General features: G+C 55.9%; 19 protein-coding genes, 3 rRNA genes and 1 riboswitch. Of the genes, 12 read left to right on the top strand and 10 right to left on the bottom strand.

Annotation, left to right across the window (positions count from 1 at the left end):
* Positions 1–62: 62 nt before the first annotated feature.
* The 4 genes from metA to FZF21_RS01385 all read right to left on the bottom strand — a co-directional run bounded on the left by metA (position 63) and on the right by FZF21_RS01385 (position 6,046).
* Positions 63–992 (bottom strand): homoserine O-succinyltransferase, encoded by a 930-nt coding sequence (metA, locus tag FZF21_RS01400; RefSeq protein WP_017382604.1) that lies wholly within the window; start codon positions 990–992, stop codon positions 63–65.
* Positions 993–1,210: 218 nt separating this feature from the next.
* Positions 1,211–1,326: ribosomal RNA gene (gene rrf, locus FZF21_RS01395) — 5S ribosomal RNA — on the bottom strand.
* A 65-nt stretch (positions 1,327–1,391) separates the two neighbouring features.
* Positions 1,392–4,296: ribosomal RNA gene (locus tag FZF21_RS01390) — 23S ribosomal RNA — on the bottom strand.
* Between the two features lie 208 nt (positions 4,297–4,504).
* A 16S ribosomal RNA gene (locus tag FZF21_RS01385) occupies positions 4,505–6,046 on the bottom strand.
* Together the 16S, 23S and 5S rRNA genes form the textbook arrangement of a ribosomal RNA operon.
* Positions 6,047–6,609: 563 nt before the next feature.
* On the opposite strand from FZF21_RS01385, the gene purH reads away from it, so the two are divergent.
* The gene (gene purH / locus FZF21_RS01380; protein ID WP_023295751.1) at positions 6,610–8,199 is read left to right on the top strand and encodes a bifunctional phosphoribosylaminoimidazolecarboxamide formyltransferase/IMP cyclohydrolase; all 1,590 of its coding nucleotides are present in this window, start codon (positions 6,610–6,612) and stop codon (positions 8,197–8,199) included.
* Between the two features lie 15 nt (positions 8,200–8,214).
* Positions 8,215–9,507, top strand: coding sequence for a phosphoribosylamine--glycine ligase (gene purD / locus FZF21_RS01375; protein WP_015569963.1), 1,293 nt, complete (start codon positions 8,215–8,217; stop codon positions 9,505–9,507).
* 48 nt (positions 9,508–9,555) lie between these two features.
* Here the strand turns inward: purD and FZF21_RS01370 are convergent, their stop codons facing one another.
* The 6 genes from FZF21_RS01370 to nudC all read right to left on the bottom strand — a co-directional run bounded on the left by FZF21_RS01370 (position 9,556) and on the right by nudC (position 13,908).
* Positions 9,556–10,248 carry a DUF1481 domain-containing protein gene (locus FZF21_RS01370; protein WP_017384076.1) on the bottom strand — a complete coding sequence of 231 codons (693 nt, stop codon included), beginning with the start codon at positions 10,246–10,248 and terminating at the stop codon, positions 9,556–9,558.
* Between the two features lie 11 nt (positions 10,249–10,259).
* On the bottom strand, positions 10,260–10,532 hold the full coding sequence (gene hupA / locus FZF21_RS01365; protein WP_002445246.1) for a nucleoid-associated protein HU-alpha: 273 nt from the start codon (positions 10,530–10,532) through the stop codon (positions 10,260–10,262).
* Between the two features lie 186 nt (positions 10,533–10,718).
* Positions 10,719–11,309 carry a YjaG family protein gene (locus tag FZF21_RS01360; protein WP_003862310.1) on the bottom strand — a complete coding sequence of 197 codons (591 nt, stop codon included), beginning with the start codon at positions 11,307–11,309 and terminating at the stop codon, positions 10,719–10,721.
* Positions 11,310–11,350: 41 nt separating this feature from the next.
* Positions 11,351–12,022: a deoxyribonuclease V gene (gene nfi / locus FZF21_RS01355; protein ID WP_023302920.1), complete on the bottom strand. Its 672-nt coding sequence runs from the start codon at positions 12,020–12,022 to the stop codon at positions 11,351–11,353.
* A 9-nt stretch (positions 12,023–12,031) separates the two neighbouring features.
* Positions 12,032–13,096, bottom strand: coding sequence for a uroporphyrinogen decarboxylase (gene hemE, locus FZF21_RS01350; protein WP_022650209.1), 1,065 nt, complete (start codon positions 13,094–13,096; stop codon positions 12,032–12,034).
* A 38-nt stretch (positions 13,097–13,134) separates the two neighbouring features.
* Complete coding sequence (nudC, locus tag FZF21_RS01345; RefSeq protein WP_045328866.1) at positions 13,135–13,908, bottom strand: NAD(+) diphosphatase; 774 nt, start codon at positions 13,906–13,908, stop codon at positions 13,135–13,137.
* A 95-nt stretch (positions 13,909–14,003) separates the two neighbouring features.
* On the opposite strand from nudC, the gene FZF21_RS01340 reads away from it, so the two are divergent.
* From FZF21_RS01340 to FZF21_RS01295, 10 genes are all read left to right on the top strand, one after another.
* On the top strand, positions 14,004–14,501 hold the full coding sequence (locus FZF21_RS01340) for an Rsd/AlgQ family anti-sigma factor (RefSeq protein WP_017384077.1): 498 nt from the start codon (positions 14,004–14,006) through the stop codon (positions 14,499–14,501).
* A gap of 54 nt (positions 14,502–14,555) precedes the next feature.
* Positions 14,556–14,665: riboswitch (TPP riboswitch) on the top strand.
* Positions 14,666–14,744: 79 nt separating this feature from the next.
* Positions 14,745–16,640 (top strand): phosphomethylpyrimidine synthase ThiC, encoded by a 1,896-nt coding sequence (thiC, locus tag FZF21_RS01335; RefSeq protein ID WP_045328864.1) that lies wholly within the window; start codon positions 14,745–14,747, stop codon positions 16,638–16,640.
* A complete protein-coding gene (gene thiE, locus FZF21_RS01330) occupies positions 16,640–17,281 on the top strand; it encodes a thiamine phosphate synthase (RefSeq protein ID WP_047736578.1) in 642 nt (213 codons plus the stop codon). The genes thiC and thiE overlap by 1 nt, the downstream gene beginning before the upstream one ends.
* Entirely contained in the window at positions 17,268–18,023 is a 756-nt protein-coding gene (thiF, locus tag FZF21_RS01325) for a thiazole biosynthesis adenylyltransferase ThiF (RefSeq protein WP_047736576.1), read from the top strand. The genes thiE and thiF overlap by 14 nt, the downstream gene beginning before the upstream one ends.
* The gene (thiS, locus tag FZF21_RS01320; protein WP_015569971.1) at positions 18,007–18,207 is read left to right on the top strand and encodes a sulfur carrier protein ThiS; all 201 of its coding nucleotides are present in this window, start codon (positions 18,007–18,009) and stop codon (positions 18,205–18,207) included. The genes thiF and thiS overlap by 17 nt, the downstream gene beginning before the upstream one ends.
* A 1-nt stretch (position 18,208) precedes the next feature.
* On the top strand, positions 18,209–18,976 hold the full coding sequence (gene thiG / locus FZF21_RS01315; protein ID WP_015569972.1) for a thiazole synthase: 768 nt from the start codon (positions 18,209–18,211) through the stop codon (positions 18,974–18,976).
* Positions 18,976–20,103, top strand: coding sequence for a 2-iminoacetate synthase ThiH (thiH, locus tag FZF21_RS01310; RefSeq protein WP_015569973.1), 1,128 nt, complete (start codon positions 18,976–18,978; stop codon positions 20,101–20,103). The genes thiG and thiH overlap by 1 nt, the downstream gene beginning before the upstream one ends.
* A 338-nt stretch (positions 20,104–20,441) precedes the next feature.
* Positions 20,442–21,983, top strand: a complete 1,542-nt coding sequence (locus tag FZF21_RS01305; protein ID WP_149121117.1) for a sensor domain-containing diguanylate cyclase — start codon at positions 20,442–20,444, stop codon at positions 21,981–21,983.
* A 180-nt stretch (positions 21,984–22,163) separates the two neighbouring features.
* Positions 22,164–22,472, top strand: a complete 309-nt coding sequence (locus FZF21_RS01300) for a PTS sugar transporter subunit IIB (protein ID WP_010425948.1) — start codon at positions 22,164–22,166, stop codon at positions 22,470–22,472.
* On the top strand, positions 22,472–22,789 hold the full coding sequence (locus tag FZF21_RS01295) for a PTS lactose/cellobiose transporter subunit IIA (RefSeq protein WP_003862327.1): 318 nt from the start codon (positions 22,472–22,474) through the stop codon (positions 22,787–22,789). Before FZF21_RS01300 ends, FZF21_RS01295 begins: the two co-directional genes overlap by 1 nt.
* The last annotated feature ends 8 nt before the right edge of the window (positions 22,790–22,797 follow it).

The following is a 22,797-nucleotide window of genomic DNA, read 5'->3' as shown; positions in this document are numbered from 1 at the left end:
AGGCACCCGAAGGTGCCTGATCTGAATAGCTGAAACGCTTTAGGATCGTTTAATGCAGACGATTACTCCAGCGTCGGATTCATGTGGCGCAGATCGTACGGCGTAATCTGGTAGACGTAATAGTTGAGCCAGTTGGTAAACAGCAAATTTCCGTGGCTACGCCAGGTTGCCCGAGGCGTGTTTTGCGGATCATTTTTCGGGAAATAGTTGTACGGGACATCCGGATTCAGACCCGCTTCAACGTCACGAAAATACTCTGACGCGAGGGTATGCGGATCGTACTCAGGATGGCCGGTAACGAACGCGATGCGTTTGTCTTTACTGGCGAACAGGTAGGCATCGCCGTCTTCCGTTTCGGCCAGGATTTCCAGGTCGGTGTAATCGCGGATCAGCTGTGCCGGAAAATCGGCGTAGCGAGAATGCGGGGCCAGGAAAGTGTCATCGAAACCACGCGTCAGCAGCGCATGCGGGTGAAGAATGTGGTGTTCGTATACGCCAGAAAGTTTGTCGCTGCGGGTTTGCTTGGGAATGCCATAGAGGATATTCAGCGCGGCCTGTACCGCCCAACAGACAAACAAGGTGGACGTGACGTGATCTTTTGCCCACTCCAGCACCTGCCTGATCTGTGGCCAGTAGGCAACGTCATTAAATTCCACCAGACCCAGCGGGGCGCCGGTGACGATCAGTCCATCGAAATTCTCATCGCGAATATCTTCAAAATTACAGTAGAAGTTATTCAGATGCTCAGCAGGCGTGTTGCGTGACTCACGCGCGTCAATGCGCAGCAGCTGGATATCAACCTGAAGCGGAGAGTTGGAGAGCAAACGCAGGAACTGGTTCTCCGTTTCGATCTTCTTTGGCATCAGATTAAGGATCAGCACCTTCAGCGGGCGAATTTCCTGACCAGAAGCACGCGAAGTTGTCATTACGAAGACATTCTCTTCACGCAAGAAATTGACGGCTGGTAGCTCGTCCTGCACCCGAATCGGCATAACCTTAAATCCTCACAGCATACGCATAAACGTTTAGACATCCAGACAGCTAACGATACCCAGAAACGGGGTTAATGTCGAGTCTGCAAGCGAAAGGTGAGAAAGTTTCAAGGAGGAAAAGCATGTAGGGCGGGTAAGGCTGGGCCACCACCCGACTTTTCAGAACGTGCAAAGCAAAAAACCCCGCACCTTACGGTACGGGGTTCTTCTTAATTGATGCCTGGCAGTTCCCTACTCTCACATGGGGAGACCCCACACTACCATCGGCGCTACGGCGTTTCACTTCTGAGTTCGGCATGGGGTCAGGTGGGACCACCGCGCTAAAGCCGCCAGGCAAATTCTGTTAATCTGTATCAGGCTGAAAATTTCGTCTCTTCGCCAAAACACCTTCGGCGTTGTAAGGTTAAGCCTCACGGTTCATTAGTATCGGTTAGCTCAACGCATCGCTGCGCTTACACACCCGACCTATCAACGTCGTCGTCTTCAACGTTCCTTCAGGAGACTTAAAGTCTCAGGGAGAACTCATCTCGGGGCAAGTTTCGTGCTTAGATGCTTTCAGCACTTATCTCTTCCGCATTTAGCTACCGGGCAGTGCCATTGGCATGACAACCCGAACACCAGTGATGCGTCCACTCCGGTCCTCTCGTACTAGGAGCAGCCCCCCTCAATTCTCCAGCGCCCACGGCAGATAGGGACCGAACTGTCTCACGACGTTCTAAACCCAGCTCGCGTACCACTTTAAATGGCGAACAGCCATACCCTTGGGACCTACTTCAGCCCCAGGATGTGATGAGCCGACATCGAGGTGCCAAACACCGCCGTCGATATGAACTCTTGGGCGGTATCAGCCTGTTATCCCCGGAGTACCTTTTATCCGTTGAGCGATGGCCCTTCCATTCAGAACCACCGGATCACTATGACCTGCTTTCGCACCTGCTCGCGCCGTCACGCTCGCAGTCAAGCTGGCTTATGCCATTGCACTAACCTCCTGATGTCCGACCAGGATTAGCCAACCTTCGTGCTCCTCCGTTACTCTTTGGGAGGAGACCGCCCCAGTCAAACTACCCACCAGACACTGTCCGCAACCCGGGTAACGGGTCTACGTTAGAACACCAGCCATTAAAGGGTGGTATTTCAAGGTTGGCTCCACGCAGACTGGCGTCCACGCTTCAAAGCCTCCCACCTATCCTACACATCAAGGACCAGTGTTCAGTGTCAAGCTATAGTAAAGGTTCACGGGGTCTTTCCGTCTTGCCGCGGGTACACTGCATCTTCACAGCGAGTTCAATTTCACTGAGTCTCGGGTGGAGACAGCCTGGCCATCATTACGCCATTCGTGCAGGTCGGAACTTACCCGACAAGGAATTTCGCTACCTTAGGACCGTTATAGTTACGGCCGCCGTTTACCGGGGCTTCGATCAAGAGCTTCGCGTTGCCGCTAACCCCATCAATTAACCTTCCGGCACCGGGCAGGCGTCACACCGTATACGTCCACTTTCGTGTTTGCACAGTGCTGTGTTTTTAATAAACAGTTGCAGCCAGCTGGTATCTTCGACTGATTTCAGCTCCGCCCGCAGGGGCTTCACCTACACATCAGCGTGCCTTCTCCCGAAGTTACGGCACCATTTTGCCTAGTTCCTTCACCCGAGTTCTCTCAAGCGCCTTGGTATTCTCTACCTGACCACCTGTGTCGGTTTGGGGTACGATTTCGTGTTACCTGATGCTTAGAGGCTTTTCCTGGAAGCAGGGCATTTATCACTTCAGCACCGTAGTGCCTCGTCATCACACCTCAGCGTTAACAAGGTACCGGATTTACCTGGAACCTCCGCCTACATGCTTAAACCGGGACAACCGTCGCCCGGCTGACATAGCCTTCTCCGTCCCCCCTTCGCAGTAACACCAAGTACAGGAATATTAACCTGTTTCCCATCGACTACGCCTTTCGGCCTCGCCTTAGGGGTCGACTCACCCTGCCCCGATTAACGTTGGACAGGAACCCTTGGTCTTCCGGCGAGCGGGCTTTTCACCCGCTTTATCGTTACTTATGTCAGCATTCGCACTTCTGATACCTCCAGCATGCCTCACAGCACACCTTCAACGGCTTACAGAACGCTCCCCTACCCAACAACACATAGTGTCGCTGCCGCAGCTTCGGTGCATGGTTTAGCCCCGTTACATCTTCCGCGCAGGCCGACTCGACCAGTGAGCTATTACGCTTTCTTTAAATGATGGCTGCTTCTAAGCCAACATCCTGGCTGTCTGTGCCTTCCCACATCGTTTCCCACTTAACCATGACTTTGGGACCTTAGCTGGCGGTCTGGGTTGTTTCCCTCTTCACGACGGACGTTAGCACCCGCCGTGTGTCTCCCGTGATAACATTCTTCGGTATTCGTAGTTTGCATCGGGTTGGTAAGCCGGGATGGCCCCCTAGCCGAAACAGTGCTCTACCCCCGAAGATGAATTCACGAGGCGCTACCTAAATAGCTTTCGGGGAGAACCAGCTATCTCCCGGTTTGATTGGCCTTTCACCCCCAGCCACAGGTCATCCGCTAATTTTTCAACATTAGTCGGTTCGGTCCTCCAGTTAGTGTTACCCAACCTTCAACCTGCCCATGGCTAGATCACCGGGTTTCGGGTCTATACCCTGCAACTTAACGCCCAGTTAAGACTCGGTTTCCCTTCGGCTCCCCTATACGGTTAACCTTGCTACAGAATATAAGTCGCTGACCCATTATACAAAAGGTACGCAGTCACCCCATAAAGAGGCTCCCACTGCTTGTACGTACACGGTTTCAGGTTCTTTTTCACTCCCCTCGCCGGGGTTCTTTTCGCCTTTCCCTCACGGTACTGGTTCACTATCGGTCAGTCAGGAGTATTTAGCCTTGGAGGATGGTCCCCCCATATTCAGACAGGATACCACGTGTCCCGCCCTACTCTTCGAGTTCACAGCAAGTGTGCTTTCGTGTACGGGACTATCACCCTGTACCGTCGGACTTTCCAGACCGTTCCACTAACACACAAGCTGATTCAGACTCCGGGCTGCTCCCCGTTCGCTCGCCGCTACTGGGGGAATCTCGGTTGATTTCTTTTCCTCGGGGTACTTAGATGTTTCAGTTCCCCCGGTTCGCCTCGTTAACCTATGTATTCAGTTAACGATAGTGCAACGGATTGCACTGGGTTTCCCCATTCGGACATCGCCGGGTCAAGGGTTCATATCACCTCGCCGGCGCTTTTCGCAGATTAGCACGTCCTTCATCGCCTCTGACTGCCAGGGCATCCACCGTGTACGCTTAGTCGCTTAACCTCACAACCCGAAGATGTTTCTTTCGATTCATCATCGACTTGCGAAAATTTGAGAGACTCGAACACACATGAGCTGTGTGTCGTTTCAATTTTCAGCTTGATCCAGATTTTTAAAGAGCAAAACTTCTTAATGCACTCAAAAGTACATTCAGAAGTTCATCATTCATCAGACAATCTGTGTGAGCACTGCAAAGGCAGGTTCTTTAAGGTAAGGAGGTGATCCAACCGCAGGTTCCCCTACGGTTACCTTGTTACGACTTCACCCCAGTCATGAATCACAAAGTGGTAAGCGCCCTCCCGAAGGTTAAGCTACCTACTTCTTTTGCAACCCACTCCCATGGTGTGACGGGCGGTGTGTACAAGGCCCGGGAACGTATTCACCGTGGCATTCTGATCCACGATTACTAGCGATTCCGACTTCATGGAGTCGAGTTGCAGACTCCAATCCGGACTACGACGCACTTTATGAGGTCCGCTTGCTCTCGCGAGGTCGCTTCTCTTTGTATGCGCCATTGTAGCACGTGTGTAGCCCTACTCGTAAGGGCCATGATGACTTGACGTCATCCCCACCTTCCTCCAGTTTATCACTGGCAGTCTCCTTTGAGTTCCCGGCCTAACCGCTGGCAACAAAGGATAAGGGTTGCGCTCGTTGCGGGACTTAACCCAACATTTCACAACACGAGCTGACGACAGCCATGCAGCACCTGTCTCAGAGTTCCCGAAGGCACCAATCCATCTCTGGAAAGTTCTCTGGATGTCAAGAGTAGGTAAGGTTCTTCGCGTTGCATCGAATTAAACCACATGCTCCACCGCTTGTGCGGGCCCCCGTCAATTCATTTGAGTTTTAACCTTGCGGCCGTACTCCCCAGGCGGTCGACTTAACGCGTTAGCTCCGGAAGCCACGCCTCAAGGGCACAACCTCCAAGTCGACATCGTTTACGGCGTGGACTACCAGGGTATCTAATCCTGTTTGCTCCCCACGCTTTCGCACCTGAGCGTCAGTCTTTGTCCAGGGGGCCGCCTTCGCCACCGGTATTCCTCCAGATCTCTACGCATTTCACCGCTACACCTGGAATTCTACCCCCCTCTACAAGACTCTAGCCTGCCAGTTTCGAATGCAGTTCCCAGGTTGAGCCCGGGGATTTCACATCCGACTTGACAGACCGCCTGCGTGCGCTTTACGCCCAGTAATTCCGATTAACGCTTGCACCCTCCGTATTACCGCGGCTGCTGGCACGGAGTTAGCCGGTGCTTCTTCTGCGGGTAACGTCAATCGACAAGGTTATTAACCTTATCGCCTTCCTCCCCGCTGAAAGTACTTTACAACCCGAAGGCCTTCTTCATACACGCGGCATGGCTGCATCAGGCTTGCGCCCATTGTGCAATATTCCCCACTGCTGCCTCCCGTAGGAGTCTGGACCGTGTCTCAGTTCCAGTGTGGCTGGTCATCCTCTCAGACCAGCTAGGGATCGTCGCCTAGGTGAGCCGTTACCCCACCTACTAGCTAATCCCATCTGGGCACATCCGATGGCAAGAGGCCCGAAGGTCCCCCTCTTTGGTCTTGCGACGTTATGCGGTATTAGCTACCGTTTCCAGTAGTTATCCCCCTCCATCAGGCAGTTTCCCAGACATTACTCACCCGTCCGCCACTCGTCAGCGAAGCAGCAAGCTGCTTCCTGTTACCGTTCGACTTGCATGTGTTAGGCCTGCCGCCAGCGTTCAATCTGAGCCATGATCAAACTCTTCAATTTAAAAGTTTGATGCTCAATGAATTAAACTTCGTAATGAATTACGTGTTCACTCGTTGAGACTTGGTATTCATTTAGTGTCCGAGGACATTAAGAATCCATGTCACTTTGAGTGCCCACACAGATTGTCTGATAAATTGTTAAAGAGCAGTTGCGACGCGCTTCAGCGCTCTGTCGCGAGGTGGCGTATATTACGCTTTCCTCTTTCAGAGTCAACCCTGATTTTCAGGATTTTTTCTCTTCAACCGACCGGGTTATCTGTGAAGTGATTCACATCCGCCGTGTCGATGGAGGCGCATTATAGGGAGTTCTCCGCAGGCCGCAACCGCTAAATGACAGAAAAATGACTGACTGCTGCATTCCACAGCAAAACCCCGCCTTATACCTTTTTACGCACAGACTTATCCACAATGATACGAAAAAGTAAAAATATGCGAGCGTTGCGCAAACGTTTTCGTTAAAATGCTCGCGCTTCACAAGGATGCCTCGTCAGGTGTGTTAGATGAGTTTTTCACAGGAAAATTCATCTAACGCTCTCTGTAATCGTGAAATCCAGGGGATTTACCATGCAACAACGTCGTCCAGTCCGCCGCGCTCTGCTCAGTGTTTCTGATAAAGCCGGTATCGTCGAATTCGCTCAGGCACTTTCTGCACGTGGCGTAGAGCTGCTTTCTACAGGCGGTACCGCTCGCCTGTTAGCAGATAAAGGTCTGCCGGTAACCGAAGTGTCCGATTACACCGGTTTCCCGGAAATGATGGATGGACGCGTCAAAACCCTGCACCCGAAAGTGCACGGCGGTATTCTGGGCCGTCGCGGTCAGGACGACGGCATTATGGAGCAGCACAATATTGCCCCCATCGACATGGTGGTTGTTAACCTCTACCCGTTCGCCCAGACCGTTGCCCGCGAAGGCTGTTCTCTGGAAGACGCTGTTGAGAATATCGACATCGGCGGCCCGACCATGGTGCGCTCCGCAGCCAAGAACCATAAAGATGTGGCCATCGTGGTAAAGAGTAGTGACTACAACGCCATTATTAATGAGATGGATGCCAACGAAGGGTCCCTGACGCTTGAAACGCGTTTCGATCTCGCCATCAAAGCCTTCGAGCATACCGCCGCCTACGACAGCATGATCGCCAACTACTTCGGTAGCCTGGTACCTGCCTACCACGGTGAAAGCAAAGATCCCTCTGGCCGCTTCCCGCGCACGCTGAACCTGAACTTCATTAAGAAGCAGGATATGCGTTACGGTGAGAACAGCCACCAGCAGGCTGCCTTCTATATAGAAGAAGAGGTAAAAGAAGCCTCTGTAGCGACTGCCCAGCAGGTACAGGGCAAAGCCCTCTCCTATAACAACATTGCCGATACCGACGCCGCGCTGGAATGCGTGAAAGAGTTCAGCGAGCCAGCCTGCGTTATCGTCAAGCACGCCAACCCATGCGGCGTTGCGGTAAGTGCGTCTATTCTGGAAGCTTACGATCGCGCCTACAAAACCGACCCGACCTCCGCGTTCGGCGGCATTATCGCCTTCAACCGCGAGCTGGATGCGGAAACCGCGCAGGCCATCATCTCCCGTCAGTTTGTCGAAGTGATCATCGCGCCATCAGCATCCGAAGAGGCGCTGAAAATCACCGCGGCGAAACAGAACGTGCGCGTACTGGTTTGCGGCCAGTGGGCAGAGCGCGTTCCAGGCCTGGACTTCAAGCGCGTGAACGGCGGGCTGCTGGTTCAGGACCGCGATCTGGGTATGGTGGGCGAAGCCGATCTGCGTGTCGTCACCAAACGTCAGCCAACCGAGCAGGAACTGCGTGACGCGCTGTTCTGCTGGAAAGTGGCGAAGTTCGTGAAATCCAACGCCATCGTCTACGCCAAAGAGAACATGACCATCGGAATAGGCGCAGGCCAGATGAGCCGCGTTTACTCTGCGAAAATCGCGGGTATTAAAGCAGGTGACGAAGGTCTGGAAGTCAAAGGTTCCGCCATGGCCTCTGACGCCTTCTTCCCGTTCCGCGACGGTATCGACGCGGCCGCTGCTGTGGGCATCACCTGTGTGATCCAGCCTGGCGGTTCAATCCGTGATGACGAAGTGATTGCCGCTGCCGACGAGCATGGCATCGCAATGATCTTCACCGACATGCGCCACTTCCGCCATTAATTCCCGGAGCAGAAAATGAAAGTATTAGTGATTGGTAACGGCGGGCGCGAGCACGCCCTGGCGTGGAAAGCAGCGCAGTCTCCGCAGGTTGAAACCGTCTTTGTGGCACCGGGTAACGCCGGGACCGCGCTGGAGCCCGCACTACAGAACGTCGCCATCGGCGTAACCGACATCCCGGCGCTGCTGAGCTTTGCCCAAAACGAGAATATCGATCTGACGATTGTTGGCCCGGAAGCACCGCTGGTGATCGGCGTTGTAGATGCCTTCCGCGCCGCGGGCCTGAAAATTTTCGGCCCAACGGAAGGGGCTGCGCAGCTGGAAGGCTCAAAAGCCTTCACCAAAGATTTTCTCGCGCGTCATAACATCCCGACGGCGGAATATCAGAACTTCACCGAGGTAGAGCCTGCTCTGGCTTACCTGCGTGAAAAAGGCGCGCCGATTGTGATCAAAGCCGACGGCCTGGCTGCCGGGAAAGGCGTTATCGTGGCGATGACCCTCGAAGAAGCGGAAGCCGCCGTGCAGGATATGCTGGCGGGTAACGCCTTTGGCGACGCGGGCCACCGCATCGTGATTGAAGAGTTCCTCGACGGCGAAGAAGCGAGCTTTATCGTGATGGTTGACGGCGAGCACGTTCTGCCGATGGCGACCAGCCAGGATCACAAGCGCGTAGGCAATGCCGACACGGGGCCAAACACCGGCGGGATGGGAGCTTACTCCCCTGCTCCGGTGGTCACTGACGAAGTACACCAGCGCACCATGGACCGCATCATCTGGCCAACCGTGAAGGGGATGGCTGCGGAAGGCAATACCTACACCGGTTTCCTTTACGCAGGCCTGATGATCGACAAGCAGGGTAACCCGAAGGTGATTGAATTCAACTGCCGCTTCGGCGATCCGGAAACCCAGCCGATCATGCTGCGCATGAAGTCCGATCTGGTTGATCTGTGTCTGGCGGCGTGCGAAGGGAAGCTGGACGAGAAAACTTCCGAGTGGGACGAGCGTGCCTCTTTAGGTGTGGTGATTGCTGCGGGTGGCTATCCGGGTAGCTACAACACCGGAGATGAGATCCACGGCCTGCCGCTGGAAGAGATTGACGGTGCGAAGGTGTTCCACGCCGGTACAAAGCTCTCTGACGACGACCGCGTGCTCACCAACGGCGGTCGCGTGCTGTGTGCGACCGCGCTGGGCCAGACCGTGGCAGAGGCGCAGAAGCGCGCCTATGCGCTGATGGCGGATATTCACTGGAATGGCAGCTTCAGCCGCCAGGATATCGGCTATCGTGCCATTGCGCGGGAGCAGGGAGAGTAATTTCACACCCTCACCCTAACCCTCTCCCACAGGGAGAGGGGATTTACGTCAGAAACTCTTCTCTGTCGGCTGCCAGGTGCAGAAATCTTCATTCGCCACCAGCAACAGCTGAGAGCCTTCCGGCGCTTCCAGCCATGCCACACTCACCTCCACAGATGAATGCCGCTGACGACGCTGAATGTGTTCGGTTGCCCAGGATTCAAGCTCAGGCTTCACCGTCTGCCCTTCGCAGGTGGTCACCGTGCCGTCGGCATGCCAGCGCCCCTGGCGCAGCACCACGCGGCCCTGACGCAGCGCATCGCTGGTCTGGCGGAGTTGTTCAGCACGGTAGCGGTAGAGAGCGACCTGATCGCTGGAAAGCTGCTGTTTCAGTCCACTGACCTCATGCTGCATAAAGCTCAGCTCGCCGTGGTCGTCGAAACGCACCTTCACGTGTTCGGGAGTCTTACTGTAGATATTCAGTTCAATGAGCGACAGCGCATCGCCCTGCCAGCGGTATTCTGCGGTCGAGGTGTTGCCGTTATGCCACGGGCTGAATGCGGTGAGCATATGGACTTCATCGCTGGAATCTTTGCGCCAGATCCTGACCGCACCCTGGTTGTCAGCATAGCCGCTGGCGGTAAACGGGGGGAGTGAGGAATCATGGCTACAGGCAGACAGCAACAGTACGCCTGCCAGCGCGAGCGTTCCACGCCAGAATGACAAAAGGGGCGTTGCCGCCCCTTCGTTAAAACTGTTCACTGCCACGCGTCTTACTTAACTGCGTCTTTCAGTGCTTTACCAGAAACAAATGCCGGCACGTTAGCTGCGGCGATTTTGATTTCTTTACCGGTCTGCGGGTTGCGGCCAGTACGCTCAGCGCGGTGGTTCACTTTGAAGGTACCGAAACCAACCAGTTGTACAGCATCGCCTTCTTTCAGAGACTCAGTAATAGCAGCCAGGGTAGATTCCAGAGCAGCTTTAGCCTGCACTTTAGACAGATCAGCCTTGTCCGCAATTACATCAATCAGTTGAGTCTTGTTCATAAGTTATCCTTTCAATGTGTTTATCGCTTGCTAAGCATCGAGTGCGACGAAAATGCCAAAAAAGCACTCTCCTGCATACACGCACCGATAGCCACTTTTTTTCGCCCCCCAAATGTAGACCAGACGGGGGGCGAAAGGGAAGAGTCGAGGAGTGACAAAACAGGCGTTAAATCACGTTTTGTTGTCTCATTGGTTAAAAATTATACCAATATTGCTCTCACCGGCCTCGCGAAGGTCCGCGCGAAGCCCTTTGATCAGCTCAATATCACGTTCTTCACACTCCGCCAGCAGACGGAAAATTTCCCACTGAATATCCCATTCCTGTTCAACCGCCGGGTTAGCACGCAGCTCCTCGTCGGTCATTTCACGGCCTTCCTGGGTCATTTCCAGCATCGCAACGGTGGTAATGGATGCCTTACTGACTTCAATGGCGTGTTCCAGGGTTTCACCGCTCAGACGGGAGTGGATCAGCTCGCTCAACGCCACACAGGCATCAATGGCCGGGTAGACGCCATACAGGTCGAAATCATCCGCAGCCGGAATAGCCTCTTCCAGCTTTTCGAGCTGAGAGTCAAAATTTACCTTCGCATCTTTGACCGTCAGCGTCTCCCAGATTAAATCCAGGATACGACGATAAATCTGGCCTTCGCCAAACGCCGTCTGCTTGCAGAACGCGGCATAGTTGGGATACATGCGCTCGCACAGGCAAGCCATAAACGTCACGTGCTGCCAGCTTTCCAGCTTCTCAAGGCGCAGATGAATCGGGTTTTGTAACATGATGATGTCTCGAATCGAAAATTAGCCGCAGTTTACCTGAATCACGGCTGAATTTCCTGCCAACGAATGAATGCCGGACGTGAAGAGGCCACGGCGTCAGCCCAGCGGGTTGGCTCCGGTAAACGGTAGCCCTTCATACAGCGTTGCACCCACGCCAGTGCGCTATCCATGCTGACCCGATGCCCGGTGGCGATAAACAACGGGTTGCAGCGCGCTTTACTGCGCCAGACCCACGCCAGCTGCTCGCCTTTATGGATAAGCGGCGCCAGCGCGCCCGGTTCGGCAGAGAGCGGCTCAAACGCGCCGCACAGGCGTTTTTTCGCCACGCCGATGGTCGGCACGTCCACCAGCAGACCAAAGTGGCTGGCGACGCCTAAGCGACGCGGATGGGAGATACCATGCCCATCAACAAACAGCAGATCGGGTTTTCGCGAGAGTTGCTCCCACGCGGCCAGCAGCGCGGGATATTCGCGGAAGGAGAGAAAGCCGGGGATATAGGGCATGGTAGTGGCGATACGCGCCACCTTGTACTCCACCAGCTCCAGCGAAGGGTATTTCAGCACCACCATCGCCGCTCGCGTCACTTCACCGCCCTGCTCAAATCCGACGTCCGCCCCGCCAATGTACCGCGGAGGGTCCGTATCCAGACGATCCTCGCGGATCACTGATGAAGCCAGTTCGATTTGCTGAGCGCGTAGCGACGCGAGATCCATAACCACTCCTTACTTATGATACTGGGCAGAAAGCCGATGCACCGCCTCCACAAATACGCCAGCGTGTTCTGGCGGTACATCCTGATGAATACCGTGACCGAGGTTGAAGACGTGGCCTTCGCCCTGGCCGAAACCAGACAGTATAGTCGACACTTCTTCTTCGATACGGGCAGGCTGCGCATAGAGCATGGACGGATCCATGTTGCCCTGGAGCGCCACTTTGTCCCCCACGCGACGGCGCGCATCGGCAATATCGGTGGTCCAGTCGAGGCCCAGCGCGTCGCAGCCGGTGGCCGCCATCGCTTCCAGCCACTGACCGCCGCCTTTGGTAAACAGCGTCACCGGCACGCGACGGCCTTCGTTTTCACGCAGCAGGCCATCGACAATTTTGTGCATGTAGTACAGGGAGAACTGCTGATAATCACGTCCGGTCAGCACGCCGCCCCAGGTGTCGAAAATCATCACCGACTGCGCGCCCGCTTTAATCTGCGCGTTGAGATAGAGCGTGACGCTCTTCGCCAGCTTGTCGAGCAGGGCATGCAGGGCCAGCGGCTCGGCGTACATCATCTTTTTGATGACGGTAAAGGCTTTGCTGCTGCCGCCTTCCACCATGTAGGTGGCCAGCGTCCACGGACTACCGGAGAAGCCAATCAGCGGCACGTCGCCTTTCAGTTCGCGGCGAATGGTGCGCACGGCGTTCATCACATAGCCCAGCTCGCCTTCAGGATCGGGGATCGGCAGCTTATCAACGTCGGCTTTGCTTTTGATCGGAGAGGTAAAACGCGGGCCTTCTCCGGTTTCGAAATAGAGCCCAAGGCCCATCGCATCCGGAATAGTGAGAATGTCCGAAAAAAGAATGGCGGCATCGAGCGGGAAGCGGCGCAGCGGCTGGAGCGTCACTTCACAGGCCAGCTCGGCGTTTTTGCACAGCGACATAAAATCGCCTGCCTGCGCGCGCGTGGCTTTGTACTCTGGCAGATAGCGTCCCGCCTGGCGCATCATCCACACCGGGGTGACATCAACGGGCTGGCGCAGCAGCGCACGCAGATAACGATCGTTCTTCAGTTCGGTCATTTTGCAGTTCCTTATTGCGTCAGTCCGTCAGTGTAACACTACTCATACTCGGCCCGACACATTGCCACGGTATCTTCTATCAGGCGACGCGCCACCGTTCCCGGCGGGGGCAGCAGCGGTAAATCGTCGTAGCGATACCAGTTCGCCTCCAGCAGCTCTTTCTGATCGATAACAATCTCGCCGCTGTCGTATTCCGCCATAAACGCGGTCATCAGGGACATCGGGAACGGCCACGGCTGCGACGTCACATAGCGCAGGTTTTTCACCTTAATGCCGCTCTCCTCCATCACCTCGCGCGCCACCGCCTGTTCCAGCGTTTCGCCGACTTCCACGAACCCGGCGAGGACGGTGTGAATGCCGTTGCGATGGCGGGTATGCTGCGCCAGCAGGATGGAATCATCACGGCGGATGGCGACAATGATGCACGGTGCGATTTGCGGGTAGTAGCGTTCACGGCAGTGGCCGCAGAGCATTGCCCACTCGGTTTTGCTCGGGTGCATGGTGTGGCCGCAGTAGCCGCAGTATTTGTGCGAGCGGTAAAACTCCGCCAGCTGCACGCCGCGCCCCGCCAGCTGGAACAGGCCGACATCCCGATCCAACACCTGACGAACGGATCCCATATCCTGACGACGAGCCAGTTGGATCAACCATACCGGATCGCCCTGCCACTCGCCGATCCGCAGCGCCGGTTGGCCGACGAGATCGAAGATGTCTGCCGCACCGTAGGGTATCTCCCCACCGGGCAGCCATAATTTTTGTTCGTGACTGACGATCCACCAACCCAGATCTGATTTTTCAATAATACGATCCATATCTATTGCACTACCTTCGCTTCACTGACATGTTGTTAGCATTATGGTTACATTTTGGATAAGCAGATCCCATTCTAAACCTTATGGAGTCGACCATGTTAAACCAGCTGGAAAGCCTGACTGAGCGCGTTGGAGGAAGTAACACCCTGGTGGATCGCTGGCTACATGTGCGCAAGCATCTACTCGTGGCGTATTACAATCTGGTTGGTCTTAAGCCTGGCAAAGAATCCTTTATGCGGCTGAATGAAAAAGCGCTGGACGACTTCTGTCAGAGCCTGGTCGACTACCTTTCCGACGGCCATTTCAACCTTTATGAACGCATTATCCGCGAAATGGAAGGGACAACGCCGTATTTAGCGGCCAGCAAACTCTGTCCGCTGCTGGAAGCCAACACCCAGCAGATCATGGACTACTACGATTCCACGCTAGAGAACGCTATCGATCACGATAACTATCTTGAGTTTCAGCAGGCGCTTTCCGACCTTGGCGAAGCGCTGGAAGAGCGATTCACGCTGGAAGACAAGCTCATCGCCCTCGTGCTGGACAACAACCTGAATATCAGCACCAGCGATAACGTTGCGCGCCCTGCTTGAGTTCTTAATCGTTAACGAGTAATTTACAACCATTCGCCCCTCTCACGAGGGGGATTTTTCTTGTCGGAGTGCCCAGTGTGAAAGCACGGGCTGAGACCGTTAATTCGGGATCCGCGGAACCTGATCAGGTTAATACCTGCGAAGGGAACAAGAGTCACACTGCTGTTGTATCGCCCCTGAGGCGATCTTCTCTTGCTTCATCCGTCGTCTGACAAGCCATGTCCTTCACATCTGGAATGAGCTATGTCTACAACAAAACTGACCCGCCGCGAACAGCGCGAACACGCACAACGCTTCATCGACACCCTGGAAGGCACCGCTTTCCCGAACTCAACGCGCATCTACATCACCGGTTCACAGGCTGATATCCGCGTGCCGATGCGCGAAATCCAGCTCAGCCCGACGCTTATCGGCGGCAGCAAAGAAAACCCGCAGTTTGAAGACAACGAAGCCGTGCCGGTGTATGACACCTCCGGCCCGTACGGCGACCCTTCTGTTGCTATCAACGTACAGCAGGGTCTGGCAAAACTGCGCCAGCCGTGGATTGACGCCCGTAACGACTGCGAAGAACTGAGCGTGCGCAGCTCGGCGTATACCAACGCGCGCCTGGCCGACGACGGTCTGGACGCGCTGCGCTTTACCGGCCTGCTGACGCCGAAACGCGCTAAAGCGGGCAAATGCGTCACCCAGCTGCACTACGCGCGCCAGGGTATCGTCACGCCGGAGATGGAGTTCATCGCCATCCGCGAAAACATGGGCCGTGAGCGCATCCGCAGCGAAGTGCTGCGCCACCAGCATCCTGGTGAAGGGTTTGGCGCTCGCCTGCCGGAAAACATCACGCCGGAATTTGTGCGTGACGAAGTGGCCGCCGGGCGCGCCATTATCCCTGCCAACATCAACCACCCGGAATCCGAGCCGATGATTATCGGCCGCAACTTCCTGGTGAAGGTCAACGCCAATATCGGCAACTCAGCGGTGACGTCATCCATCGAAGAAGAGGTGGAAAAGCTGGTCTGGTCGACGCGCTGGGGCGCGGACACGGTGATGGACCTTTCCACGGGCCGTTATATTCACGAAACCCGCGAGTGGATCCTGCGTAACAGCCCGGTGCCGATTGGCACCGTCCCGATTTATCAGGCGCTGGAGAAGGTCAACGGCATCGCCGAAAATCTCACCTGGGAAGCGTTCCGCGACACGCTGCTGGAGCAGGCCGAGCAGGGCGTGGACTACTTCACCATCCACGCGGGCGTGCTGCTGCGCTACGTGCCGATGACGGCGAAACGTCTGACCGGTATCGTCTCACGCGGCGGTTCGATTATGGCGAAATGGTGCCTTTCCCATCATCAGGAAAACTTCCTCTACGAACACTTCCGCGAAATCTGCGAAATTTGCGCCGCGTACGACGTCTCCCTGTCGCTGGGCGACGGCCTGCGTCCTGGCTCCATCCGCGATGCTAACGACGAGGCGCAGTTTGCCGAGCTGCACACGCTGGGCGAGCTGACCAAAATCGCCTGGGAGTACGACGTGCAGGTGATGATTGAAGGCCCGGGCCATGTGCCGATGCAGATGATCCGTCGCAACATGACCGAGGAGCTGGAGCACTGCCACGAAGCACCGTTCTACACCCTGGGGCCGTTGACGACCGATATTGCGCCAGGCTACGACCACTTCACGTCAGGCATTGGCGCGGCGATGATCGGCTGGTTCGGCTGCGCCATGCTCTGCTACGTGACGCCGAAAGAGCACCTCGGGCTGCCAAATAAAGAGGACGTGAAGCAGGGGCTGATCACCTACAAGATTGCCGCCCACGCGGCGGATCTGGCGAAAGGCCATCCGGGCGCGCAAATTCGCGACAACGCCATGTCCAAAGCGCGCTTTGAATTCCGCTGGGAAGACCAGTTTAACCTGGCCCTCGATCCGTTCACCGCCCGCGCCTATCACGACGAAACCCTGCCGCAGGAATCGGGCAAAGTTGCGCACTTCTGCTCCATGTGCGGACCTAAATTCTGCTCGATGAAAATCAGCCAGGAAGTACGCGATTACGCCGCCGCGCAGACCATTGAAGTCGGCATGGCGGACATGTCGGAAACCTTCCGCGCGAAAGGCGGCGAAATCTACCTCAAAAAAGAGGAGGCATAATGTACCAGCCTGATTTCCCCCCTGTCCCCTTCCGCTTAGGGCTTTACCCGGTGGTGGACAGCGTGGCGTGGATCGCCCGCCTGCTGGAAGCTGGCGTTCGCACGATCCAGCTACGCATTAAGGATAAACGCGATGAAGAGGTGGAGGCCGACGTGATCGCCGCTATCGCGCTGGGACGTCGCTACCACGCCCGCCTGTTTATCAACGACTACTGGCGGCTGGCGGTTAAACACCAGGCGTACGGCGTGCATCTGGGACAGGAAGATCTGGAAACGACCGATCTCAACGCGATCCGTGACGCCGGTCTGCGGCTGGGCGTTTCTACCCACGATGATATGGAGATCAACGTGGCGCTGGCGGCCCGCCCCTCTTACATCGCGCTCGGGCACGTTTTCCCAACGAAAACCAAACAGATGCCGTCCGCTCCACAGGGTTTGACGCAGCTGGCGGCCCACGTTAAGCGCCTTGCCGATTACCCCACCGTTGCCATCGGCGGGATCAGCCTTGAACGTGCGCCCGCGGTGCTGGAGACCGGCGTCGGCAGTATCGCCGTCGCCAGCGCTATCACCCAGGCGGCAGACTGGCAGGCCGCCACCGCGCAGCTTTTACAACTGGCAGGAGCAGGTGATGAAAGATCGTGATTTTATGCGTTACAGCCGCCAGATCCTGCTCGAGGATATCGCCATCGAGGGGCAGCAAAAGCTGCTCGCCAGCCGGGTACTGATTGTCGGTCTGGGCGGATTAGGCACCCCCGCCGCGCTGTATCTGGCCGGCGCGGGCGTGGGCACGCTGGTGCTGGCCGATGACGACGAGGTACATCTCAGCAATCTGCAACGGCAAGTTCTCTTTACGACAGAAGATATCAACCAGCCTAAAGCGCACGTTACGCGCCAGCGGCTGAACCAGCTTAACCCCGATATCGAACTGGTCGCACTCCAGACGCGGCTGAGCGGGGAAGATCTGCAACGCGAAGTGGCCCTTGCCGACGTGGTGCTGGACTGTACGGACAATATGGCGACACGTCAGGCCATCAACGCGGCCTGTGTTGCGCAGAACACGCCGCTGATCACCGCCAGCGCGGTCGGTTTCGGTGGGCAAATAATGGTGCTTACGCCGCCGTGGGCACAGGGCTGCTACCGCTGCCTGTGGCCGGACGAGGCTGAACCGGAGCGTAACTGCCGCACGGCAGGCATTCTGGGCCCGGTGGTGGGCGTGATGGGTACTCTTCAGGCGCTGGAGGCCATCAAGTTGCTCAGCGGCATGGAGACAGAACGCAACACGCTGCGGCTGTTCGACGCCCGCTCCAGCGGCTGGCGTCATCTGGCGTTAAACCGTGCCAGCCACTGCCCGGTATGCGGAGGCCGCAATGCGCATTCTGTTTAACGATGAGCCGATGACGTGCGACGACGATCTCACCGTTGCCGCCCTGCTCGACATGCTGCGCCAGCTGAAGCCGGGAACGGCGCTGGCGCTCAATCAACAGATCCTGCCGCGCGAGCGGTGGGAACATCAGCAGGTCAATGAGGGCGACCAGATCCTGCTGTTTCAGGTTATCGCAGGGGGATGAGATGTTACGTATTGCCGACAAAGTCTTTGATTCACATCTGTTTACCGGAACCGGCAAATTCGCCTCCCCGCAACTGATGGTGGATGCCATTCGTGAAAGCGGCAGCCAGCTGGTGACGCTGGCGATGAAGCGCGTGGATTTGCGTCAGCACAACGATGCCATACTTGCGCCGTTACTGGAGGCAGGCGTGACGCTCTTACCGAATACCTCCGGTGCAAAAACGGCCGAGGAAGCAATTTTCGCTGCGCAACTGGCGCGGGAAGCGCTCGGCACCCGCTGGCTGAAGCTGGAAATTCACCCGGACGCCCGCTGGCTGTTGCCCGATCCGATCGAAACCCTGAAAGCGGCAGAGAAGCTGGTGCAGCAGGGATTCACCGTTCTGCCCTACTGTGGTGCCGACCCCGTGCTCTGTAAGCGTCTGGAAGAGGTCGGCTGCGCGGCCGTAATGCCGCTGGGCGCCCCCATTGGCTCCAACCAGGGGCTGGAGACCCGCGCGATGCTGGAAATCATTATTGAGCAGGCGACCGTGCCCGTGGTGGTGGATGCGGGCATCGGCGTACCCAGTCACGCCGCGCAGGCGCTGGAGATAGGGGCCGATGCGGTGCTGGTCAATACCGCGATTGCGGTGGCCGACGACCCGGTGATGATGGCGCGTGCGTTCCGCCTTGCCGTGGAGTCCGGTCTGCTGGCTCGGCAGTCCGGCCCCGGCTCGCGCAGTGTTCAGGCGCAGGCCACCAGCCCGCTGACCGATTTTCTGGAGGCGCTCTGATGGCTACCTTTACCGATCGCTGGCGTCAGCTTAACTGGGACGATATTGCCTTACGCATCAACAGTAAAACCTCTGCGGACGTAGAGCGGGCATTAACAGCCAAACATTTGACGCGCGAGGATTTGATGGCCCTGCTTTCTCCGGCAGCCAGCGCGTACCTTGAACCGATGGCCCAGCGCGCGCAACGCCTCACCCGCCAGCGCTTTGGCAACACGGTGAGCTTTTACGTGCCGCTCTATCTTTCTAATCTGTGCGCCAATGACTGCACCTACTGTGGTTTCTCCATGAGCAACCGTATTAAGCGTAAAACGCTGGATGAGCATGAGATCGCCCGCGAGTGTGCGGCTATTCGTGAGATGGGTTTTGAACATCTCCTGCTGGTGACGGGTGAACATCAGGGCAAAGTGGGGATGGACTATTTTCGCCAGCATCTTCCGGCCATCCGCCGCGAATTTGCCTCGTTGCAAATGGAAGTGCAGCCTCTGTCGCAGGAGGAATATGCGGAGCTGAAAACCCTCGGGCTGGACGGCGTAATGGTTTATCAGGAAACCTACCATGAGGCGACCTATGCCCGGCATCACCTGAAAGGGAAGAAGCAGGATTTCATCTTCCGGCTGGAAACGCCGGACAGGCTGGGGCGCGCCGGTATCGATAAAATTGGGCTGGGCGCGCTTATCGGTCTGTCCGACAGCTGGCGGGTGGACTGCTATATGGTGGCGGAGCATCTGCTGTGGCTACAGCAGCAGTACTGGCAAAGCCGCTATTCCATCTCTTTCCCGCGGCTGCGTCCCTGTACGGGAGGCGTTGAACCCGCCTCGCTGATGGATGAGCGCCAGCTGGTGCAAACCCTGTGTGCATTTCGCCTGTTCGCGCCGGAAGTGGAATTGTCGCTCTCCACGCGTGAATCCCCCGCGTTTCGCGACCGCGCGATCCCGCTGGCGATCAATAACGTCAGCGCCTTTTCCAAAACGCAGCCGGGCGGTTACGCGGACGATCACCCGGAACTGGAACAGTTTGCACCGCACGACGGCCGACGGCCCGAAGCGGTGGCGGAAGCCCTGACTGCACAGGGGCTCCAGCCGGTGTGGAAAGACTGGGATAGCTGGCTGGGAAGAGCCTCGCATTAGCGCTGAAACTGTCTGCAAAAATGCGAAAAGGTTACGAGGCGGCTCGTAAGATCATAACCGGGCGATTGAGGCGATCTGCCCGGTTTTCTTATGCTTTACCACGTCAGCAACGGACGCTGACCAGGGTGAAAATGCTTCTTCCTCGTTTCGCCCTGCCCTCCGCCTCTTAAACAAAATTCAATTGATACAATAAATACGTCGTTTCTTATCTACGCTTAAGATAAATCATCTCGTCGGTAATCGCCTTCTGTATAATTTACTACCAGCAACCGGACAGCGACTATGCTGAGGGTATCGACAGACGCAACGCGTCTACCATCTGGATTGATGTACAACTCATGGCACTCCACAGTAAAAAGCTCTCTTTTACCCGGCCAATTATGGTCAGCTTCGCGGGGATCCTGTTCAGTTTCGCGCTGATCGCCATCCTGGTCATCCTTTCACAGAGAAAGGATTTTCTTGAGGATTATCATAAAATTAATGGTAATTTCACCCATAATCTGGCGGTGAACTATACCGAATCCATCCTGCGAGAAAATGACTATATTCTTGGTCGCGCTGCGATGTACTTCGCCCGTAACGACAGAGTAAATCAGACAATAAATATCGATCCGACACACGGTTTGCAGATGTTGATGCATTTGCAGAACCTGATGCCGACGGTGTCGTCTATCTCTCTGGCGGACACAGAAGGGCGCCATCTGCGCGCGCCGGAAGTGCTGCCAACGGAGAAAAGTAAGTCGTTCGACGCCAGAAGCCGCCCATGGTTTGTCGGGCAAGCGGAAGCCAGCAACTTTCCTCACTACACCCGCCCCTATCTGGACTATTTCACCCAACATCCTACGGTCACTCTTTATAAGCCGGTCATTTCACCGGAAGGCCGTCTGAAGGGCACGCTCGCTTTCCATCTTGATTTAACGTCCATGGGGTATACCCTGCGCCAGATGGTGGCGCCGGTTCAGGGTGAGTTTTTTGTCGTGGAGCGTGACGGCGCCGTTGTGCTGCATCCGGACACGGGGGCGCTCTTTAAGCATTACGTAAGCGAAGCGCTGATGGACAAAATGACCAGCGGCGAAGGCCATCTTTTCGACCCCAAAAGTAAAACCTGGTATTACTACTACTCTTTCACCAATCCGGACTGGTTTGTAATTTATCGGGTCTCCGATACCACGCTTACCGTCATCACCCGGCATGAAACCACCGTCGTCGGCTGGGGATTTGCGCTGGCGGCAATCATCATCATTCTGTTCGGGCTTTACCTTCGTCATGCCTCGCGTTCTGTGCTGATGAACATTATCAATGCCATCAAAACCGGCGACGTCAACCAGGCGCCACGCCTTGAGGCGATGCTCAGCCATACCATTCGAACCAATAAAGAACGCGAGCTGGCCTATGTCCGTCAGGCCACCCATGATGCGCTGACAGGCTGCAAAAATCGCCGTGCGTTCGATAACGATGTGGATGAGCTGCTGACCGCTCATCAACCCTTCGTTCTGGCGCTGATCGACATCGATAACTTCAAATCCATTAACGACACCTGGGGCCACCTGAGCGGGGATATTGTGCTGCGCAACGTGGCGCGGGAAGGTATTCAGATCATGCAGCCGCACCACGTTTCCGTTTACCGCTACGGTGGAGAAGAGTTCGGCGTGATATTCCCGGCCGAGCTGATGAACTCCGCGCACGCGCTACTGGAAGCCTGGCGCACCGCCGTTGAAAAGCGGACCTGGCGGGAAGAGAACCTGCGAGTGACCTTCAGCGCCGGGATGGGAGAGTGGCGCTTCGAACCGCTGGAACAATTTATCGGTAGCGTAGATGAAGCGCTGTATACCGCTAAACAACAGGGTAAAAACCGCATCGTAAGCACGGCCTGCCGATAATACCCTTCCTCAAATTCTGCCCGATCTGACGGGCAGAATGCTCTCCGCTGTAAAATTGTAACCGGTTTCAGGAAAATGCCGATTTCTTTGTGATGCCTGACACACAATCGCGGTAAAGCGGTTGTTGAAGCGGTCTGCACGGGATAATTATCAATAAACACATGTAGATCGAGGCTGACTATGAAGAACATCGTTTTATGCTGTGCAGCGGGAATGTCAACCAGCATGCTGGTTCAACGTATGAAAGATGCCGCGCAGAAAAAAGGAGTCGAAGTAACCATTAAAGCCGTTCCGGTCGCGGAGTTTAAAGATAACATCGCGACGGCTGATATCGTATTACTGGGGCCACAGGTTAAATACGAACAGGCAAAACTCCAGGCGCAGGCCGATCCGCTCGGAAAAAAGGTTGCGGTCATCGACATGATGGATTACGGCATGATGAAAGGTGATGCCGTACTGGAAAAAGCGCTCAAACTTCTGGAGTCATAATGGAAGACTTAGAAACCACGATTATGGAACTGCTGGTCAACGCAGGCGCAGCGCGCAGCGCGGCCCTGACGGCGTTGCAGATGGCGCGAAAAGGCGACTTTGACGAAGCCGAGAAAGCGATGGAAGAATCGCGTGAATATGTAAAACATGCGCATACGATCCAGACGCAGCTTATCGGTCTTGATGAAGGGACCGGGAAACTTCCGGTTAACCTGATCACCGTTCACTCTCAGGATCACCTGATGAACGCGATGGTTATTCAGGATCTGGCGGGCGATATGATTGAGCTTTATCGACGTATCCCGTTAGTGAACTGAAGACATAC

This window comes from Enterobacter sp. LU1 (genome assembly GCF_008271405.2).
Taxonomy (GTDB): domain Bacteria; phylum Pseudomonadota; class Gammaproteobacteria; order Enterobacterales; family Enterobacteriaceae; genus Enterobacter; species Enterobacter hormaechei_C.
This window is presented reverse-complemented; position numbering and strand designations above follow the sequence as displayed.

Coding starts and splice junctions, on each gene's coding strand:
- thiE (WP_047736578.1), top strand. CDS start 16,640: ATGTACCAGCCTGATTTCCCCCCTGTCCCCTTCCGCTTAGGGCTTTAC.
- hupA (WP_002445246.1), bottom strand. CDS start 10,532: ATGAACAAGACTCAACTGATTGATGTAATTGCGGACAAGGCTGATCTG.
- thiC (WP_045328864.1), top strand. CDS start 14,745: ATGTCTACAACAAAACTGACCCGCCGCGAACAGCGCGAACACGCACAA.
- FZF21_RS01305 (WP_149121117.1), top strand. CDS start 20,442: ATGGCACTCCACAGTAAAAAGCTCTCTTTTACCCGGCCAATTATGGTC.
- FZF21_RS01300 (WP_010425948.1), top strand. CDS start 22,164: ATGAAGAACATCGTTTTATGCTGTGCAGCGGGAATGTCAACCAGCATG.
- thiF (WP_047736576.1), top strand. CDS start 17,268: ATGAAAGATCGTGATTTTATGCGTTACAGCCGCCAGATCCTGCTCGAG.
- FZF21_RS01295 (WP_003862327.1), top strand. CDS start 22,472: ATGGAAGACTTAGAAACCACGATTATGGAACTGCTGGTCAACGCAGGC.
- thiS (WP_015569971.1), top strand. CDS start 18,007: ATGCGCATTCTGTTTAACGATGAGCCGATGACGTGCGACGACGATCTC.
- purH (WP_023295751.1), top strand. CDS start 6,610: ATGCAACAACGTCGTCCAGTCCGCCGCGCTCTGCTCAGTGTTTCTGAT.
- nfi (WP_023302920.1), bottom strand. CDS start 12,022: ATGGATCTCGCGTCGCTACGCGCTCAGCAAATCGAACTGGCTTCATCA.
- FZF21_RS01360 (WP_003862310.1), bottom strand. CDS start 11,309: ATGTTACAAAACCCGATTCATCTGCGCCTTGAGAAGCTGGAAAGCTGG.
- thiH (WP_015569973.1), top strand. CDS start 18,976: ATGGCTACCTTTACCGATCGCTGGCGTCAGCTTAACTGGGACGATATT.
- thiG (WP_015569972.1), top strand. CDS start 18,209: ATGTTACGTATTGCCGACAAAGTCTTTGATTCACATCTGTTTACCGGA.
- FZF21_RS01340 (WP_017384077.1), top strand. CDS start 14,004: ATGTTAAACCAGCTGGAAAGCCTGACTGAGCGCGTTGGAGGAAGTAAC.
- metA (WP_017382604.1), bottom strand. CDS start 992: ATGCCGATTCGGGTGCAGGACGAGCTACCAGCCGTCAATTTCTTGCGT.
- purD (WP_015569963.1), top strand. CDS start 8,215: ATGAAAGTATTAGTGATTGGTAACGGCGGGCGCGAGCACGCCCTGGCG.
- hemE (WP_022650209.1), bottom strand. CDS start 13,096: ATGACCGAACTGAAGAACGATCGTTATCTGCGTGCGCTGCTGCGCCAG.
- nudC (WP_045328866.1), bottom strand. CDS start 13,908: ATGGATCGTATTATTGAAAAATCAGATCTGGGTTGGTGGATCGTCAGT.